The sequence below is a fragment of the Pseudomonas sp. R5(2019) genome, from assembly GCF_009905435.1.
GTDB lineage: Bacteria > Pseudomonadota > Gammaproteobacteria > Pseudomonadales > Pseudomonadaceae > Aquipseudomonas.
Genome location: NZ_JAAAMT010000032.1, coordinates 37888 through 53782, shown reverse-complemented (window position 1 = coordinate 53782; position 15895 = coordinate 37888). Strand labels below are relative to the sequence as shown.

14 protein-coding genes are annotated in these 15895 nt (G+C 58.2%); 5 read left to right on the top strand and 9 right to left on the bottom strand.

Going from position 1 to position 15895, the window contains the following annotated elements; genetic code table 11:
• The first annotated feature begins 86 nt into the window (after nt 1-86).
• Together folE2 and GUY40_RS19335 are read left to right on the top strand one after the other, a co-directional pair.
• Nucleotides 87-998, top strand: coding sequence for a GTP cyclohydrolase FolE2 (folE2, locus tag GUY40_RS19340; RefSeq protein ID WP_166570508.1), 912 nt, complete (start codon nt 87-89; stop codon nt 996-998).
• Nucleotides 999-1000: 2 nt separating this feature from the next.
• Nucleotides 1001-1561 carry a carbonate dehydratase gene (locus tag GUY40_RS19335; RefSeq protein ID WP_166570507.1) on the top strand — a complete coding sequence of 187 codons (561 nt, stop codon included), beginning with the start codon at nt 1001-1003 and terminating at the stop codon, nt 1559-1561.
• 7 nt (nt 1562-1568) lie between these two features.
• Here GUY40_RS19335 and GUY40_RS19330 read toward each other — a convergent pair whose 3' ends face one another.
• On the bottom strand, nt 1569-2090 hold the full coding sequence (locus GUY40_RS19330) for a DUF3617 domain-containing protein (protein ID WP_166570506.1): 522 nt from the start codon (nt 2088-2090) through the stop codon (nt 1569-1571).
• A gap of 144 nt (nt 2091-2234) precedes the next feature.
• On the opposite strand from GUY40_RS19330, the gene cls reads away from it, so the two are divergent.
• Nucleotides 2235-3674 carry a cardiolipin synthase gene (cls, locus tag GUY40_RS19325; RefSeq protein ID WP_166570505.1) on the top strand — a complete coding sequence of 480 codons (1440 nt, stop codon included), beginning with the start codon at nt 2235-2237 and terminating at the stop codon, nt 3672-3674.
• 40 nt (nt 3675-3714) lie between these two features.
• Here the strand turns inward: cls and cfaB are convergent, their stop codons facing one another.
• The 3 genes from cfaB to GUY40_RS19310 form a co-directional block, all read right to left on the bottom strand.
• Nucleotides 3715-4899 (bottom strand): C17 cyclopropane fatty acid synthase CfaB, encoded by a 1185-nt coding sequence (cfaB, locus tag GUY40_RS19320; protein ID WP_166570504.1) that lies wholly within the window; start codon nt 4897-4899, stop codon nt 3715-3717.
• A gap of 87 nt (nt 4900-4986) precedes the next feature.
• A complete protein-coding gene (locus GUY40_RS19315) occupies nt 4987-5130 on the bottom strand; it encodes a hypothetical protein (RefSeq protein ID WP_166570503.1) in 144 nt (47 codons plus the stop codon).
• 214 nt (nt 5131-5344) lie between these two features.
• Nucleotides 5345-7405: a TonB-dependent receptor gene (locus tag GUY40_RS19310; RefSeq protein WP_166570502.1), complete on the bottom strand. Its 2061-nt coding sequence runs from the start codon at nt 7403-7405 to the stop codon at nt 5345-5347.
• A gap of 202 nt (nt 7406-7607) precedes the next feature.
• Between GUY40_RS19310 and GUY40_RS19305 the strand changes: the two genes are divergently transcribed.
• Nucleotides 7608-9251, top strand: a complete 1644-nt coding sequence (locus GUY40_RS19305; RefSeq protein WP_166570501.1) for a cyclic peptide export ABC transporter — start codon at nt 7608-7610, stop codon at nt 9249-9251.
• On the opposite strand, the gene fhuF is transcribed toward GUY40_RS19305, so the two are convergent.
• Nucleotides 9242-9988 carry a siderophore-iron reductase FhuF gene (fhuF, locus tag GUY40_RS19300; RefSeq protein ID WP_256675792.1) on the bottom strand — a complete coding sequence of 249 codons (747 nt, stop codon included), beginning with the start codon at nt 9986-9988 and terminating at the stop codon, nt 9242-9244. The genes GUY40_RS19305 and fhuF overlap by 10 nt on opposite strands.
• Before the next feature lie 107 nt (nt 9989-10095).
• Between fhuF and GUY40_RS19295 the strand changes: the two genes are divergently transcribed.
• The gene (locus GUY40_RS19295) at nt 10096-11808 is read left to right on the top strand and encodes an ABC transporter ATP-binding protein/permease (protein ID WP_166570500.1); all 1713 of its coding nucleotides are present in this window, start codon (nt 10096-10098) and stop codon (nt 11806-11808) included.
• Between the two features lie 101 nt (nt 11809-11909).
• On the opposite strand, the gene GUY40_RS28855 is transcribed toward GUY40_RS19295, so the two are convergent.
• The 4 genes from GUY40_RS28855 to GUY40_RS19275 all read right to left on the bottom strand — a co-directional run bounded on the left by GUY40_RS28855 (nt 11910) and on the right by GUY40_RS19275 (nt 15801).
• Nucleotides 11910-12176, bottom strand: a complete 267-nt coding sequence (locus GUY40_RS28855) for a hypothetical protein (RefSeq protein WP_218585461.1) — start codon at nt 12174-12176, stop codon at nt 11910-11912.
• A 26-nt stretch (nt 12177-12202) separates the two neighbouring features.
• On the bottom strand, nt 12203-12856 hold the full coding sequence (locus tag GUY40_RS19285; protein WP_166570499.1) for a hypothetical protein: 654 nt from the start codon (nt 12854-12856) through the stop codon (nt 12203-12205).
• Between the two features lie 332 nt (nt 12857-13188).
• Complete coding sequence (gene glmS / locus GUY40_RS19280) at nt 13189-15024, bottom strand: glutamine--fructose-6-phosphate transaminase (isomerizing) (protein WP_166570498.1); 1836 nt, start codon at nt 15022-15024, stop codon at nt 13189-13191.
• Nucleotides 15025-15033: 9 nt separating this feature from the next.
• Nucleotides 15034-15801: a DeoR/GlpR family DNA-binding transcription regulator gene (locus GUY40_RS19275; RefSeq protein WP_166570497.1), complete on the bottom strand. Its 768-nt coding sequence runs from the start codon at nt 15799-15801 to the stop codon at nt 15034-15036.
• Nucleotides 15802-15895 lie beyond the last annotated feature (94 nt).

Below are 15895 nucleotides of genomic sequence, written 5' to 3'. Positions count from 1 at the left end.
GGCACGGCTTCGCTCTATAATTGTGATGTTATAGTATAGCAATACAATTTAGCCAATTGCCTTTTGCCCGGAGATGACCCCCGCCGATGAACGCCATGAACCTTCCCGACATTGCAGCCCAAGTTGCGCAACAATCGTTGGCCCTGGAGTGGGTTGGAATGCAGCAGATCGCCGTACCGATTTTATTCAAAGGTCAGCCGCTCCCAGCTCGCGCTAACGTAGGCGTAAGCCTGGACGATGGTGAAGCGCGAGGCATACACATGTCACGCTTATATCTGAGCCTTGAAGTGCTGGAGCAGCGGCCGCTCACACCGGCGTTACTGCGTGAAATGCTGCTGGGATTTCTGGAAAGCCATCGCGGCCTATCCAACAGCGCTTACCTGCAACTCAGCTTCGAAGCGATGGAGAAAAGACCTGCCTTGATCAGCGATCTTTCCGGCTGGAAGCGCTATCCCATTGTTATAGATGCGCAAATGAAAAACGGAATGTTCCACGTGGAACTAAACGTTGAAGTGACCTACTCATCCACCTGCCCCTGTTCCGCCGCTTTAGCCAGGCAGCTCATTCAACAGCAATTTGAAGCTGATTTTTCCGATCGTCTCTTGGAAATGTCATCGGTGCTGGGATGGCTTGGATCACCTCAAGGCATCATTGCGACGCCGCACAGTCAGCGCAGTACCGCCAATCTACGCATAAGCTTGAAGGAGCAGGTTCAGGAGTTTCCTTTTTCCATGTTGATCGACAGTGCCGAAGCGGCACTCGCAACACCGGTGCAAACCGCAGTCAAACGTGCCGACGAGCAAGCCTTTGCATTGGCCAACGGTCAGAACCTGATGTTCTGCGAAGACGCCGCTCGACGATTGCACCTGGCGTTACTGGGTCTCCCTGAGGCGGCCGGCTTTGAACTTGAAGTGCTGCACGCTGAAAGCCTGCACGCACACGATGCCGTGGCACGCAGTTCCTGGAACTGGCGCCAACAACAACTTCAGGAGGCATAACCATGATTCGCAAAAACCCTTCAGGCGATCTTCCAGTCATCGCGGAATCAGCCTATGTGGACAAGACCGCGATCATCTGCGGGAAGGTAGTGATTGGCGCGAATGTCTTCGTGGGGCCTTACGCGGTCATCCGCGCAGACGAAGTGGACAGCAGCGGGGATATGGAGCCCATCATGATCGGCGCCAATTCAAACATTCAGGATGGGGTGGTGATCCATTCCAAATCGGGCGCAGCGGTGACCATTGGCGAGTTCACCTCAATTGCCCACCGCTCGATTGTGCATGGCCCCTGCACAGTCGGTAATCACGTATTTATCGGTTTCAACAGCGTGCTGTTCAATTGTGTGGTGGGCGATGGAAGTGTGGTGCGGCATAACTCGGTGGTGGATGGTCGTGATCTACCGCAAAATTTCTACGTGCCCTCTACCACCCGGATCGGGCCGGCGACGGACCTCTCGCAATTTCCGCCGGTGAGTATCAGCGCCTCTGAATTTTCCGAAGATGTAGCGCGCACCAACGTGGATCTGGTGCGCGGTTATAAAGCGTTGCAGAACGAGTTTTGAACGCCGGTCAGGTGCGCGGTTTAACCGTACCGCAATCCTGACCCAGCCACACTGCACGGGTTTGCATGCTGCCTTGCTGCTGCACGCCAGTGGCATTGAAGGTGCCATTGACCTTGGTCAGAAACTCTCGATCACTCAAGAACGTCGCTTCGCCATTGCCTTGCGCTTTGGGACAGCTGAAGCGGAATTTCCAGATGTTGCCGGTACGCTCGGTGATTTGCTGGGTGCACCCGGACTGGGGATCTTGCAGGGGAATATTGTCGCTCTTGACCTGCTCAGGCGTCAGGCAACTGCGCACACCCTTCCCCGCCAACGTTACGCCTTGCTTGGCCAGTACCTGCTCCATCATCGCGCGCTGCTCCGGTGCCAGCACTTGCATCTGTCCCAGAATCACGTTCATGTCCGGTAGCGCCTTGCCGTCAACTTGCATGTTGCTTGTCGTCAGCTCCCACAACCCAGGTTGCAACATCTGCGCCTGTGCAAAGGGTGCAGCCAGGACTAACACCAGCAGCGGTAGACGAAATTTCATTCGATGACTCCCAAGTACACCAGCACAACGCTGGATGAGTAGATTAGACGCTAAATTTGATGTTCTGTTGCACGCAAAGAAAACGAGACAAGCGCCAATGAACGTGGTCTGTTAGTGCTAATGGAATCAGGAGCAGGAACACCTATGGACTTTCACAGCCCGTACTTTCTGGGTTACCTCATCGGCATCATTCAGCTGCTGGGAATCATTGCCGCAGTCCATGCAGTGCTGACCGTTCGTACGGCGCAAGGATCGATTGCGTGGGCCCTGTCCTTGGTGTTCATTCCTTTCCTGACCCTCATCCCCTACCTGGTATTTGGCCGCAGCAGTTTCGACGCCTATATCAAGGCGCGGCGCGAAGCGAATCAGGAAATGCATGTGGCCATCGCCGACCTGAACTGGCGCCCTTGGGTGCAGGAAGCACTGACGGCGAAGAGATCTGACTCCTACGCATCACTGCGGGCCATGCCGCAGCTCGGCCGCATGCCGTGCCTGGCCAACAATCAGGTGCGCTTACTGATCAATGGCGCTGCTACGTTCGAAGCTATATTTGCCGCGATCAAACAGGCTCGCAAAATCATCCTGGTCCAGTTTTTCATTATTCACGATGACAAGATCGGCCGTGCGCTGCAGGCGCTGTTGTTCGAAAAAGCAGCCGAAGGGGTCGAAATCTATGTGTTGTACGACAAGGTGGGCAGCCACGGCCTACCCAATCACTATGGCGACAGGCTGAGTGAAGCAGGCGTTCACGTACGCGCCTTTGCGACTCGTCGCGGAGGACTGAATCGATTCCAGGTCAATTTTCGCAATCATCGCAAAATCGTGGTGGTCGACGGCATCACGGGTTTCATCGGCGGGCATAACGTTGGGGATGAGTACCTGGGGGGCAATCCGCGGCTCTCGCCGTGGCGCGACACCCATGTGGAGATCAGCGGACCGGTGATCGCCTGTTTGCAGGAGTCGTTTGCCGAGGACTGGTTCTGGGCGTCACGCCAATTGCCGCCCTTGGTGTTGCCCGACCGATATGCCGATGAAGGGATGCTTTGCCAAGTACTTGCCAGCGGCCCCGCGGACCCTCAAGAAACCTGCTCGCTGTTTTTCGTCGAAGCCATTCACGCCGCCAGCCGTCGAGTCTGGATCACCAGCCCATATTTCATTCCGGACGAAGCCGTGTTTGCCGCATTGCGGCTTGCAGTGTTACGTGGCGTGGATGTACGCATCCTGATCCCGTCGCGGCCCGATCACCGGATCGTTTATGCCGCGTCCAGCCTGTTCGCCTTCGAGGCTGTTCGCGCGGGCGTTCGGATGTTCCGTTATCTGCCAGGCTTTTTGCATCAGAAAGTGGTGCTGATCGATGATGAGATTTCGGCTATTGGCAGCGCCAACATGGACAACCGTTCGTTCCGGCTGAACTTCGAAATCATGTTGCTGACGGTGGATAATGCCTTCACCCAAGAGGTTGAGGCGATGCTGAGTGAAGACTTTTCCCGTGCACGGGAGATCACTGCCGAGGACTCGCGGGATACTCACCGCTTACAGAAACTGGGGATGCGGGTGGCACGTTTGATCTCGCCGATCCTATAGAAAAGCTTCGCGGGCGAAGCGCCCGCGAAACGCTCCAACTTCAGCGATACAGATCTTCGCGGGTCCAGGGCAGGTCATGACGCCCGTCCGCTTTCGGCTTGACCGCCAGGATCTGATGCAGGTTAATCCAGCCTTTGCTGAAGCCGTACGCACAGCCCGCCAGGTATAACCGCCAGATCCGCAGCGCCTGTTCAGGCACAAACTGCGCCGCTTCACCCAATCGACTCTCCAGCCTGTTGCTCCAATGCTCGAGGGTGCGCGCGTAGTGCAGGCGCAGGCTTTCGACATCGACAACTTCAAGACCCACTGCGCTGATTTCTGCAGTAATCATCGACAAGTGAGGCAGCTCGCCACGGGGGAACACGTACCGCTCAATGAACTCGCCTGCGCCTCTGCCCACCGGGCGGCCGTCCACATGCCTGGAGGTGATCCCGTGGTTCATCACCAACCCACCTTCGCGCACGGCAGCGAACAGGCGGCCACAATAGGTCTCCAGGTTCGCATGCCCAACATGTTCAAACATACCGACGCTGACGACCTTGTCGAAGCGCGCGTCTTGCGGCAAGTCACGATAATCCAGAAGCTGCAGCTCAATCTGGCTCTCCAGCCCTTCGTCCTTGACCCTTGCACGCGCCAGTTCCAACTGTTTACAGCTCAGGGTAATACCGAAGACTTTCACGCCATACTCCCGTGCGGCATAGCGTGCCAGCCCTCCCCAGCCACACCCTACATCCAGCAGGTATTCACCGGCCGTCAGTCGCAGCTTGCGACACAGGTGCTCGAATTTGGCGTGCTGCGCCTGCTCCAACGTTTCATTACCAGTCTTGAAGTAGGCGCAGGAATAAGCCATGTCCTGGTCCAGCCAGAGCTGATAGAAATCGTTCGAGAGGTCATAGTGATAAGCAATGGCGGCAGCGTCGGTGTCCTTGTCGTGGACTGTCCTTACAGGAACTATGTCTTCGCCCTCACCCACCAATGCCTGGCTCAACTCGTCACATACCCGAATCACTTCACTGATCTCGCCCTCAAGTTCCAGCTTGCCTTCAACGAAGGCCGTGCCGAGCAGGTCGAGACTGGGGTGGGTAATTTTTGCGACAAGTTGCGGGTCTTTTACCACGATCGTGACACTGGGCGTTGGCCCCAGATCAATTTCATGGCCATCCCATAGCCGCAGGCGTAAAGGTATCTGAAGGTTCTGCAAGACCGTTGGTAATTGAGCGAGCATGGGCAAACCCCCTATTCCGGACGCATAAGGAAAAGGGTAGTTGAAAAGTCGGAAGTTTCAGCTAATCGGGAGCATAGGCGGAATGTATCAAGCTTGCCTGTCGAGCAGTTCAGTTGCAGAACCTACCTGAGAGACTTGGCGATCGGCCTGAGCCTGCGTGACAACGCCTGCAAACATGCCGGCGGCGGCCAAGGCAAGAACGGTACTGGTGACGAAGGTTTTGATGCTCATAGTGGTAATCCCATTTATCCAGTGCGTGTCAGGGGCAGCGGTTCGAGTCTTGACGCACCACTAGAGTCAGAGCAAGTGCAGGTGTTACACCTCTGGGTGGATTTAACGCATAACAGGCTAACCGAGCCTTCCTGGCCCTGGGACAAAGTCTCAGGCCCCAGAAACGACAAAACCCCATGGATCGGGGTTTTGTCGTTGATGTGGAGAATCAGTTTTACATGTCGTAACGCAGAACCAGACCCACCGTACGCGGGGCGCCGGCATCGATGATGTCGCCGCTGCGGTTGTTGGTGACGTATTCCTTGTCGAAGGCGTTTTTCACGAAACCGGACACGGCGACGTTCCTGGTGATCCTGTATTCGGTGTTGAAGTTGACCAGCCAGTAGTTGTCGCTCTTGCGCTCGCCGATGACCTGGCCGTCCTCGTCAAACTCGTATTCCGATGGGGAAGTGCTCTGGTAGGTGACATCCGTGTTGAAGGTCAAACGGTCGTCGAAGCGATAGGTACCGCCCACCGACATCTTGTACTTGGGCGCATAGAGGAAAGACTCGCCGCTCATGTCCCGGCCATCACCCGTGACGAAGTCCTTGTACTTGCCATCGGTGATGGCACCACCGGCGGTCAGCGTCAGCTGTTCGGTGAGGTCTTTTTCAACGAAGACTTCCAGGCCCTTGATGTCACTGCGACCGGCGTTGAAGACCTGAACGAACTCGGTGTTCGGGTCCAGCACGCTGACCTGCTGATCTTTCCAGTCGGTGTAGTACAGGTTGGCGCGGGTACGCAGGGTCTTGTCGAAGAACGAACCGCGGTAGGACAGCTCGTAGTTGGTGGTGTATTCCGGGTCATACGACTCATGACCGCCACCGGCACGGACGTTGACGCCACCGCCGCGATAGCCTTTCTGCACCATGAAACCGAGGTACTGCCCCATGGCCAGCTCATGGTCGATGCCGAGTTTCGGCAGTACGGCGTCAAACGATTTGCTGACTTGCTCCGGGCTGGAGAAGTCATCCTGCTCGAAATCGGTGTCGTTCGTCTCGTGGTCGTAGCGCAGACCGGTGATCAACGTCCAGCGTGGGGCGAACGTCCAGTTGATTTCACCGAACAGCGCCTTGTTTTCAATCGTCGTATCGCCCTTGACGGTAGCGGCCAGTTCGTTATCGAACAACAACCTGTCGTGGAAGTTGTTGGTATTGTGACCATAGTAGGCACCGACGAAGCTCTTCACCGTGTCCGAGCTGTAATTCAGCCGCAGCTCCTGACTGAACAGGTCGCCGTCCTGCTTGCGCAGAATGACTTCGTTGGCGTCAGCGGTCTGGTCGAAGTCCAGACGGTTGCTGTAGTCCGAACGGGTATTGGCGGTAAGACTGGTCAGGGACCAGTCATCGTTCAGGCGATAGTCGACCTTGGCGCTGACGGTGTCTTGCTTGAGGTTGTCGAACGCCTTGGTATCGGACGACACTTTGTAGTAACGGATCTTGTTGTTTTCGCGCATGACCGAGTTGTCGCCCTGACGGTGTTCGTTATGGGCGTAAGTCAGCAGCACATCGAGATCGTCGTTGGGCAGGATCAGCAGCTTGCCACGGGCATTGCTGGTGCGAGTCGGGTTAGCGTCGTCATGGAGTGCGATGTTGTCGATGTAACCGTCAGCTTCCTGGTAATCCACGGCGATACGCCCGGCAATCCTGTCGTCGACGATCGAACCGCCACCGGCAACCGCCGCTCCGCGCTCACCATAGTTCCCCACATTGGTTTGCGCCGAGAAGCTCGGCTGGAAAGTTGGATTCCTGGTCTGGATGACTACCGCACCGGCCAGGGAGTTACGGCCTTGTGTGGTGGACTGCGGGCCCAAGAACACTTCGACCTGCTCCGCGTCCCAGAGCGGGATCGGGCTGAGGGTCAGCGCGCGGTTCGGCTGCACGGCACCGTCGACGAACACCGAGACCGCACCGTTGAGGGTCGCCGGGCCCTGGTCGTCGAAACCGGATACCGGTACGCCGCGGATACCCCAGTTTTCGTTACCCGCCTGGTTGTACACGCCCGGTGTGCGAGCGAACACATCGACCAGGTCATGGTCGGCCTTCTCGCGTAGTTGCTGTTCGGTAACCACGACAACACTGGACTGGGTTTGCTCCAGGGTGCGGTTGATTTTTTCACCCGTTACCGTGATCGGAGCGATCTCCATTGTGTTCGACTGTTCGGCCGCCCATGCGCTGTTTCCCAGGCACACTACCGACCCCACAGCCAACGCAATTGTATTCTTTTTGAAATTCACGCCCCGCTCCCCTGCGACAGATATTTGTGTTGTTCTTCTTACCCTGAACGCTGTTTTCCTACAGCCGGCGGAAGTCTAATCCAAAGTTGCGCTGAAACAAACAGTATTGATAACCCCTCTCATTTGTATTTCTTGTGCATCCAAGTACCAGATCGAATACATTCCAATCTGATTTCTACTGCCTCATACAGCTCTGGTTTCTATGGAATTTATTCGCTATCTATACCGTCACTCGGCGCGCCTGCTGACACTGTCCATCATGACCGGCGCACTGGGCGGGCTGGCCAGTGCCGGACTGGTGATCCTGATCAACCGCGGGCTGGCCAATCCGCAGCAGTTACCGGAACTGGCCCTCGGATTCTTCGGGTTATGCATCGGCATGCTGGTCAGCAAACTCTGCTCGGAACTGTCGCTGCTGCACCTGACCCAGAGCGCGATTTTCCAGATGCGCATCGACTTGTCGCGCAAGTTGCTCGCCACCCCGCTCAAACGCCTGCAAGGCATGGGCAAACACCGTTTGCTGGTGATCCTCACCGAAGACGTGCATACCTTTACCGCTGCGTTCGAGTGGGTGCCGCTGCTGTTCGTCAACGCCGTGGTGACCCTGGCGTGCTTTGCCTATCTGGCCTGGCTGTCGTGGTCGTTGCTGGCGATTCTGGCGTTGTTTTTGCTGGTCGGGCTCGTGGCGTTTCACCTGGCCGAACGCAGGCCGTTGAGCCATCTGGAACGGGTGCGCCAACAAAAGGATGTGCTCTATCAACACTTTCGCAGCCTGATCGAAGGCAGCAAGGAACTGCAGCTGAACAACGCCCGTGGCGAAGCCTTCGTCGAGCGGGTCATCCGTCCGGGCGCCGACGAGTTTCGCGTGCGGTTCCTGCGCGGCATGGCCGGGTATTCGGTGGTGGCCAACCTCGGCACGCTGCTGTTCTACCTCAACCTTGGCGTGCTGCTGTTTGTCGTGCCGTTCTGGCTGCCGCAGTCGATCACCGTGCTGACCAGTTTCACCGTGACCTTGCTGTACCTGGTACGACCGATTTCCGACCTGATGATCGCCCTGCCCTCGCTGCGTCAGGCCAGTATCGCCCTGAACCGCATTCGCCAACTGGATGCCGAACTGAGCACCGAAGCCCAGGTGGCCACGCCGGGCGCTAACGTGTTCGCCAGTGAAGGGCCGATGCGCCTGTTGCTCAACGGCGTGTGCCACCGCTATCCCGGCGAACATGAGGACCATCCCTTCATGCTCGGGCCGCTCGACCTGACGCTGGAACGGGGCGAACTGGTGTTTGTGGTCGGCGGCAACGGCAGTGGCAAGACTACGCTGTCGATGCTGATGCTCGGGCTCTATGCCCCGGAAACCGGCTGCGTGGTGCTCAACGGCGTGGAAGTGGACGACGACAACCGCGAGCAATACCGTCAGCACTTTGCCGCCGTGTTCGCCGACTTTCACCTGTTCGAACATCTGCTGGGCGACGATGGACCGGACGCCGAACACCGCACCGCCGAAGCGACGCGCTACGTGAAAGCGTTGGGATTGGGGCACAAAGTCAGCATTGTCGACGACCGTTTTTCCACCGTGGATCTGTCCACCGGTCAACGCAAGCGATTGGCGCTGGTGTCGGCCTATCTGGACGACAAGCCGTTTTATCTGTTCGACGAATGGGCTGCCGATCAGGACCCCACCTTCAAGCGGGTGTTCTACATGGAGCTGTTACCGGAGCTGAAAGCCCGGGGCAAAACCGTGATTGTGATCACCCACGACGACGCTTACTTCCAACAGGCCGACCGGGTACTGAAAGTCGAGAACGGCCGTCTCACCCAGGTCGAAGCCCACGCGGCTTATGCCTGATGAGGTGGTGTGATGTCAGCGCCCGGCACCAGCGGACAGGTGTCGCAGTACGGGCGCGCATCACCCAGTTGGTGGTGCAGGCAGCACACCTTGCGCATCAGCAACGGCACGCCGCTCGGGCCGGGGGCCAGTTGCAGGAAGCCGTACAACGGATTGCGCGTGCCGTCGGCCCAGTGCCGCTCCCTGAACAAGTGGTCGCGCCATTGCGGCGCGTGCGGCATCTGGAAGTAATCGAGCGCGACATCGATGGCCGCCGCCACGTTGTTCCACAGCAAGCGCTGGGCCACACGCCCGGCGCTGGCCAGCGCCTGCACCAGGGGCGCCATATCGTCCGTCAGCAGTTGTTGCGCAAAGGCCAACGGGTCGTTCAACGGCAGCATTTCGCCGGCAGCAAACACCTGAGCCACGGGCATGCCGTTTTCCAGCATCACATGGGGATCATGCACGGTGCAGCGCATATGTTGCGCAGCGGCGGCCAGCGGCAACGCCAGCGTCACGCAGATAAAATCCATCGACCATTGCGACACCAGCGCGGCCCTGGGCGCAGCGGGATAGTAGTGAGCGTAAAGGTCCAACAATTCGGTGCAGGTTTGCGGATCACGAAACTCAATCAACCCACGACCTTCGACGTTAGCGCTTAGTCGGCAAGTGCTGCGCAGAAAGGCGCCCTCGTAACGAAACAACTGATCGAGCAGGGTTTCGTCGAGCATTCGGGCAGTGGCTTGAAGAGACATCATGAGGTTTCGTAACTGAGTTTGAGAACTGGTAACCTAGCACGTTTTTTTGCATTCCCCAGGTTCATCGCAACGGGTCAATACCCCAGCTTGCCAGGCAGGACGCTCTGATGTTTATCCAGGATATGAAATTGCTGGCCACGCCTTACTGGTCGGCCCAAGGCCGTCGCCGCGCGTGGCTGACCCTTGCCTTGGCCATGCTCGCGGTGGCGGGGATCATTGCGATTCAAGTGCGCTGGAACGAGTGGAGCCTGGGCTTTTACAACTCGTTGCAAAACCTGGATGCCGCCGCGTTCGGCTATCATTTCGTGGAGTTACTGGTGCTCGACGTTGCCTTCATCGCCTGCACCATGGCCAAGTTCCAGGTGCAGCAGCGCTTGTTGATCAACTGGCGAGAAAAACTCACCCAAGCCTTTCTCGCCAAGTGGCTCGACAGCCAGCGTTACTACCGTAGCCGCTTTCACAGCGTAACCTACGACAACCCCGACCAGCGCATTGCCGAGGACTGCAAAATCTTCGTCGAGCAGACCCTGGAGCTGGGCCTGAACCTGCTTCAGGCGATCATTCTGGTCGTTCTGTTCAGCATGATCATGTGGCGCATTTCCGGCACGCTGGAGTTTGAAGTCGCCGGGCATGCCGTCGCCATCCCTGGCTACATGTTGTGGCTGGCTTTGATCTACGCCGTGATCGGCAGCGGCATCGCGCACTGGATCGGCAAACCACTGATCGGGCTCAATTTCCTGCAACAACGCCGTGAAGCGGATTTTCGCTTCGGCCTGACACGCTTGCGTGAAGACGCCGAAAACGTCGCCCTTTCCCGTGGTCAGGGTTTGGAAAGCAAGCAGTTACTCGGACAACTGGGACTGTTGCTGACCAACTACGCCAAACTGGTTCGCTCGAAAAAACACCTGCTGGGTATTAATGCAGCGTATGAGCGATTCGCCTTTACCTTGCCGCTGCTGCTGGTATCGCCCCGCTTCTTCTCGCGGGAAATTCAATTGGGTCAACTGACTCAGATCGCTTCGGCATTCGGCGAAATACAGGCCTCTCTGTCGTTTCTGATTCGCAGCTACCCGCAAATCGCCGAATGGCGTGCGACCAAGACTCGGCTGTGCAGTTTCTGGCGCGAACTCGACGCACTGCCCGCCCCTGTGGACCCCGTCACCGGCCGGACTGCTGGTCTGCGACTGCACGACTTTGCTCCGTTGAACGAGCAAGGCTTACCGTTGTTCGAACCGCTGTCGCTGACCCTGGCACCCGGCGAACGGCTGTTGCTGCGCGGCCCCTCGGGCGTGGGCAAGACCACTCTGCTCCGCTCCTTGGCAGGTTTGTGGCCTCGGCATCAGGGCTACGCCGAACTGGACCGTGCAGGCTTGCTCATCCTTCCGCAAAGGCCATATCTACCCAGCGGTTCGCTGTATGAACTCTTGCATCAAACTGGCGAGGGGTGCACTTGCGACGTTGACGAAGCACGTCTGGTAGAAGTGCTCAATCTGGCAGAGTTGCAGCATCTGCCGTTGCACAGCACCGATGACTGGAGCCGGCGCCTGAGCCCCGGTGAACAACAGCGCCTGGCCATGGCCAGGGCCTTGTTGATTCAACCACCCTTGTTGTTCCTCGACGAGGCCACTTCAGGCCTGGACGAAGTGGCGGAGCGACGTCTTTACAAGGCGCTGGAGGCCACCGAAATCACCGTAGTCAGCATTGGTCATCGTGAAGGCCTCAGTGCTTACCACACCTGCGTCATCGACGTGGTTCCAGTCGCGGTATCAAGCTCGCATACCTATCCAGCGGGCTCCAGTGTCAGCGATGCCATGAGTTAATGAGTGTCTGAAATTCCGCTTTCGAATGCAGGGCAAGCGGGAATGGAGAGTTGTGCACGATGCAGCACCTTGTTCAGCCGCGCGCTGATGTCCTCTTCACATCACTGCATCTCATTTTCCATCCTTTTGCGTCGCGCCAACTCCTTCTCACTCGGCTCGGCACTCGCGAACGAACCGGGCCGGATATCGCCACCTGGTACATAGGTACTCATCACAACGCCAGTGGTCGAAACCTGAGAGCGAACGAGTCGCAGCGCGAATGGCTTGGCAGTCTCGCCAAAGAGGCGCTTGCCCCGCTTAAGCACCACTGGAAAAGTCCACACGTTGTACTCGTCTATTAGTGATGCGGCCTGCAGCGTTTGAATCAAATTGCCGCTGCCGATAAATCGGCCTCTTAATCAGCAGCAAAGCAATACAGTAATCCCGCACCGCCCGAGGCCGCCAAAGCTTCACTGTTGCAGCCGCGCGAGGGGTGCGAGGCGTTCCATGAGCGCGCCGGCGCATCGTCGCTGAGCCCCTTGCGATCATGATGGCCGACCATCGCCGCGCCTTCGCTGCTTTGCGTCCAGTTGCCGCAGGTACGGTCATTGCTACCGGCGAATGCTTTTCCATCGGCCTGCGAGCCGGTGAGGATATCGTGCGTGTTGGGCGTGTCACCACGCCCCTTCACCTGGCGGCCATGCTCGTCCAACGCGGTGTCTTTGTTCAGGTTGTTGCTGTCGCTGTGCAGCTGCGCGATGTCGCTGGCGATGACCACGCCCTTGGCGTTCTGCCAGGGCCCCTTGCCAATACGGTCGCGAGCGTTGACCGCGGCTTCGCTGCCGGTGGCGCTGGTGCTGAGGTAGGCGCGCCAGTCGTGCTGACTCGCCCCTGCGGCGCTGGCCAGCGTCTGGCAATGCTGGTCGGCACCGGCCAGACCTCCCAGATCGGCACCCTTGCCCAAGCCGACGCTGGTGACGAAGAAAGTCATGTCGGCCTGTGCGGCGACACTGCAGCTCAGGGCCAGAGCGGCCATGGCCCCACGCGGGTTGAGAGGGATCGGGAACATGGGCTTTCTCCTATCGATAGATGCACCGCCCGTAGGCGGTGCAGAGATGGTTCGTTCAGCCTAGACTAGTGGAGGCGTCTCTGGTCCATGGGACTGACTCGCTTCGCGGAGATACCTGCAAAGTCCATGCGTCGATCGCGATCGACGTACGAGCGCAGGGACTCATCGCTTTGAATTCGCAAAAGCATTTCTTGATATGGAGGCAGGGTCACCGGGCTTGGTGACAGGGAACAGGGAACCTGGCGCTGGTAGGAGGCAGGGAGACCTGGCGGGGCCTCCCTGCTGCGACAGTTTTTATTGTCAAAAACCAGTCTTGCGGCAGTCGAGAAAATTTATTCCACGGTGACCGATTTGGCCAGGTTACGCGGTTGGTCCACATCCGTGCCCTTGAGCACCGCCACGTAGTACGACAGCAGTTGCAACGGGATCGTGTAGAGGATCGGCGCCAGCTCATCGATGATGTGCGGCATGGCCACCACGTATGTACCTTCACCGTTGCTCAGGCCGGCTTTCTCTTCGGCAAATACCACCAACTGGCCACCGCGGGCGCGAACTTCCTGCAAGTTGGATTTCAATTTCTCCAACAGCTCGTTGTTCGGTGCCACGGTGACCACTGGCATGTCGTTGTCGACCAGCGCCAACGGGCCGTGCTTCAACTCGCCGGCTGGGTAAGCTTCGGCGTGAATGTAGGAAATTTCCTTGAGCTTGAGCGCACCTTCCATGGCGACCGGGAACTGAGCACCACGGCCAAGGAACAGCGTATGGTGCTTGTCGGCGAACAGTTCGGCGATTTTCTCGACCGTTGTGTCCATCGACAGCGCTTCGCCCAGACGCGTCGGCAGCCGGCGCAGCTCTTCAACAAGTTCGGCTTCAAGGCCTGGCGCCAAGGTTTGGCGCACTTGGCCCAGGCTCAGGGTCAGCAACATCAAGGCAACCAACTGGGTGGTAAAGGCCTTGGTCGACGCCACGCCAATTTCCGGACCGGCCTGGGTCAGTAGAGTCAGATCGGACTCGCGCACCAGCGAGCTGATGCTGACGTTACAGATCGCAAGGCTGGCGAGGAAGCCCAACTCCTTGGCGTTGCGCAGTGCAGCCAGGGTGTCAGCGGTTTCGCCGGATTGGGAGATGGACACAAACAGCGTATCGGGCTGAACCACCACCTTGCGGTAGCGGAACTCGCTCGCCACTTCGACCTGGCACGGAATACCGGCCAGTCCTTCAAGCCAGTAACGGGCAACCATGCCGGCGTGATAGCTGGTGCCACAGGCGACGATCTGGATATTGCGCACTTTGGCGAACAGTTCAGCCGCCTGAGGGCCGAACGCTTGAACCAGAACCTGCTGCTGGCCGAGACGGCCCTCCAGGGTGCGCTGGACCACCGTGGGCTGCTCATGGATTTCCTTGAGCATAAAGTGGCGGTACTCGCCCTTGTCCGCAGCTTCCGCACCTTCGTGGTACTGCACCGTTTCACGCACCACCGACTTGCCCTGGGCGTCCCAGATGCTCACCTGGTCACGGCGAATCTCGGCAATATCGCCCTCTTCCAGATACATGAAGCGGTCGGTGACCTGACGAAGTGCCAGTTGGTCGGACGCCAGGAAGTTTTCCCCAAGGCCCAGGCCGATCACTAATGGGCTGCCGCTGCGGGCAGCCAAAAGACGATCAGGCTGGTGCTGGCTGATCACCGCCAGGCCATAGGCGCCGTGCAGTTGCTTGACCGCGGCTTTCAAGGCATCGGCCAGGTCAGGGAGCGTCTTGAGGGTGTGATGCAGCAGGTGAACGATCACCTCGGTATCGGTCTCGGACGAGAACACATAACCCAGGCCTGCCAGCATCTCACGCAGCGCTTCGTGGTTTTCGATGATGCCGTTGTGAACGACCGCCAACTCTTGGCCGGAGAAATGCGGGTGCGCATTGGGCTCGCTTGGCGCGCCGTGGGTGGCCCAGCGGGTGTGGGCGATACCCAGAAGGCCCGCGATAGGCTCGGCCGCTACGGCCGCTTCCAGTTCGCTGACTTTGCCGATACGCCGACGGCGTTCCAGGGTGCCGGCCTGTGTATAAATGGCCAGGCCTGCGCTGTCGTAACCGCGGTACTCAAGACGCTTGAGGCCTTCGATCAAAATGGCGGTGATATTGCGCTCAGCAACGGCGCCGACAATCCCACACATACTCTTCTCCTAACTGATTGCGGCGCAAATCAGGGTGATGCCGCGTTGTTCGATTTGATCGCGGGCTTCAGGCGCCAGGCGATCATCCGTAATCAAAGTGTTGATACTGCTCCAGGGCAGTTCCAGATTGGGAATCTTGCGACCCACCTTGTCCGACTCGACCATCACGATCACTTCTCGGGCGACGTCAGCCATGACTCGGCTCAGCCCCAGCAACTCATTGAAAGTGGTCGTGCCGCGGACCAGGTCAATCCCGTCGGCACCGATAAACAGCTGATCGAAATCGTAGGACCGAAGCACCTGCTCTGCCACCTGGCCCTGGAAGGATTCCGAATGCGGATCCCAGGTGCCGCCCGTCATCAACAGCACCGGCTCGTGCTCCAGTTCGCTCAAGGCGCGGGCGACGTGAAGGGAGTTGGTCATGACCACCAGACCAGGCTGCTGACCCAACTGCGGGATCATGGCCGCCGTGGTGCTGCCGCTGTCGATAATGATTCGTGCGTGTTCGCGGATACGGGATACGGCGGCGCGGGCGATGGCCTGCTTGTAGCGAGAGACCGGTTGCGCACCTTCACTGATCAACTCTTGTGGAACGGTCACGGCACCGCCATAGCGGCGCAACAACAGGCCGTTGGCTTCCAACGCAGCCAGGTCCTTGCGGATGGTCACTTCCGAGGTTTCGAAACGCTTGGCCAATTCATCCACACTGACTTCGCCCTGCTCATTGAGCAGGGCAAGGATATTGTGGCGCCTTTGGGGAGTATTCCGTTTCGACATTTTGATCTTAAGTTTCGTTTCGAAAGATATCGAAGGCAATCAAAACCTAAAGACGCACCATCGTCAAGTACGGCGCAAAGAAAAACGATCTGTG

Excerpts from the sequence above, each read along its gene's own strand:
- GUY40_RS19305 (WP_166570501.1), top strand. The coding sequence starts at position 7,608 with ATGGAATTTATTCGCTATCTATACCGTCACTCGGCGCGCCTGCTGACA.
- folE2 (WP_166570508.1), top strand. The coding sequence starts at position 87 with ATGAACGCCATGAACCTTCCCGACATTGCAGCCCAAGTTGCGCAACAA.
- GUY40_RS19330 (WP_166570506.1), bottom strand. The coding sequence starts at position 2,090 with ATGAAATTTCGTCTACCGCTGCTGGTGTTAGTCCTGGCTGCACCCTTT.
- GUY40_RS19295 (WP_166570500.1), top strand. The coding sequence starts at position 10,096 with ATGTTTATCCAGGATATGAAATTGCTGGCCACGCCTTACTGGTCGGCC.
- GUY40_RS19315 (WP_166570503.1), bottom strand. The coding sequence starts at position 5,130 with ATGAGCATCAAAACCTTCGTCACCAGTACCGTTCTTGCCTTGGCCGCC.
- GUY40_RS19335 (WP_166570507.1), top strand. The coding sequence starts at position 1,001 with ATGATTCGCAAAAACCCTTCAGGCGATCTTCCAGTCATCGCGGAATCA.
- fhuF (WP_256675792.1), bottom strand. The coding sequence starts at position 9,988 with ATGATGTCTCTTCAAGCCACTGCCCGAATGCTCGACGAAACCCTGCTC.
- GUY40_RS19285 (WP_166570499.1), bottom strand. The coding sequence starts at position 12,856 with ATGTTCCCGATCCCTCTCAACCCGCGTGGGGCCATGGCCGCTCTGGCC.
- GUY40_RS19275 (WP_166570497.1), bottom strand. The coding sequence starts at position 15,801 with ATGTCGAAACGGAATACTCCCCAAAGGCGCCACAATATCCTTGCCCTG.
- cls (WP_166570505.1), top strand. The coding sequence starts at position 2,235 with ATGGACTTTCACAGCCCGTACTTTCTGGGTTACCTCATCGGCATCATT.
- glmS (WP_166570498.1), bottom strand. The coding sequence starts at position 15,024 with ATGTGTGGGATTGTCGGCGCCGTTGCTGAGCGCAATATCACCGCCATT.
- cfaB (WP_166570504.1), bottom strand. The coding sequence starts at position 4,899 with ATGCTCGCTCAATTACCAACGGTCTTGCAGAACCTTCAGATACCTTTA.